We start from the raw sequence: 1203 nt of genomic DNA on the forward strand, positions 1-1203 counted from the left end.
GCTACCGGCCGGAAGGAAGATCGTGCAGACCATCGAGCAGCCCAGGTCCGGGCATGTCGTGATCGGTGTCGACACGCACAAACACGTCCACGTCGCGGCGGTGATGGACACGATCGGCGGGATCCTGGGCACCTTGACCATTCCCACCGATACCGGAGGTTTCCAGCAACTGCTGCACTGGGCAGCCTCCTTCGGCAGGATTCTGGCGTTCGGGATCGAAGGCACCGGCTCCTACGGCGCCACACTGACATCGTTCCTGCGCAGGTCCGGCCACAAGGTGGTCGAGGCCGGCCGCCCGGACCGGCGACTGCGGCGCGTGAACGGAAAATCCGACACCCTGGACGCCGAGAACGCCGCCCGCGCCGTCCTCGCCGGGTTCGCGACCGCCACACCGAAGAGCGCCGACGGCGAAGCGGAGATGATCCGCCGGCTCAAGGTCGCGCACGACCAGGCCGTTGAACAGCGCGCCGCGGCCATGGTCACGATGAAGGCCATGCTGGTCCACGCCCCGGACAGCCTGCGCCGGGAAACCGCGGGAAAGACGCAGATCACCCTGGCCCGGCAGCTGGCAGCCCTGCGTCCTCGCCGCCTGGAAGGACCCGAGGACGCACTGCGTCACACGCTACGGACGCTCGCCAAGCGGTGGCAGTACCTCGACGCCGAGGCCAAAGAACTGACGAAGATGATCGGCGACCTGGTCCAGCGAACCGCTCCTCAGCTGCTGGAGCCGTTCGGCATCGGAGTGGACACCGCCGCGGAAATCCTTGTCGTCGCCGGAGACAACCCCGAGCGCATCAAGTCCGAGGCCGCTCTCGCCAAGCTCGCGGGCATCGCTCCCGTGCCCACCGGCTCCGGCATGACCAGCGGCAGGCATCGCATCAACCACGGCGGCCACCGACAGCTGAACGCCGCGATCTACCGAACCGTCATCGTCCGGATGCAATTCCATCAGCCCACGATCGACTACGTCGCCCGCCGGACCACCGAAGGAAAGACGAAACGCGAGATCATCCGCTGCCTCAAACGCTACGTCATCCGCGAGGTCTATCACCTGCTCCGACCCGCTCAAAAGACACCCCGTACGGCCAGTTGACAGCTATAGGAGCGTCAACGCCCTCGCAGAATCGTTCTTCTCCACTCTCAAGAACGAGCTGGGTGACAGTCGTCCCTGGCCCAGCCGGGCCGCCGCCCGCACCGCGATAT

1 protein-coding gene and 1 pseudogene are annotated in these 1203 nt (G+C 66.4%); both read left to right on the plus strand.

Features of this window, described 5'->3' with window-relative positions; genetic code table 11:
- Window positions 1-103 precede the first annotated feature (103 nt).
- Window positions 104-1093: an IS110 family RNA-guided transposase gene (locus ACZ50K_RS37915; protein WP_468912043.1), complete on the plus strand. Its 990-nt coding sequence runs from the start codon at window positions 104-106 to the stop codon at window positions 1091-1093.
- Window positions 1065-1203 (plus strand): annotated as a pseudogene (locus ACZ50K_RS37920) (IS3-like element ISFsp8 family transposase); the annotation flags it as partial. The gene ACZ50K_RS37915 and the pseudogene ACZ50K_RS37920, both read left to right, overlap by 29 nt.

The sequence above is a fragment of the Streptomyces sp. NPDC033845 genome (genome assembly GCF_055576225.1).

What these genes read in the sequence shown, in the direction of transcription:
- ACZ50K_RS37915 (WP_468912043.1), top strand. Translation starts at nt 104, where the DNA reads ATGGACACGATCGGCGGGATCCTGGGCACCTTGACCATTCCCACCGAT.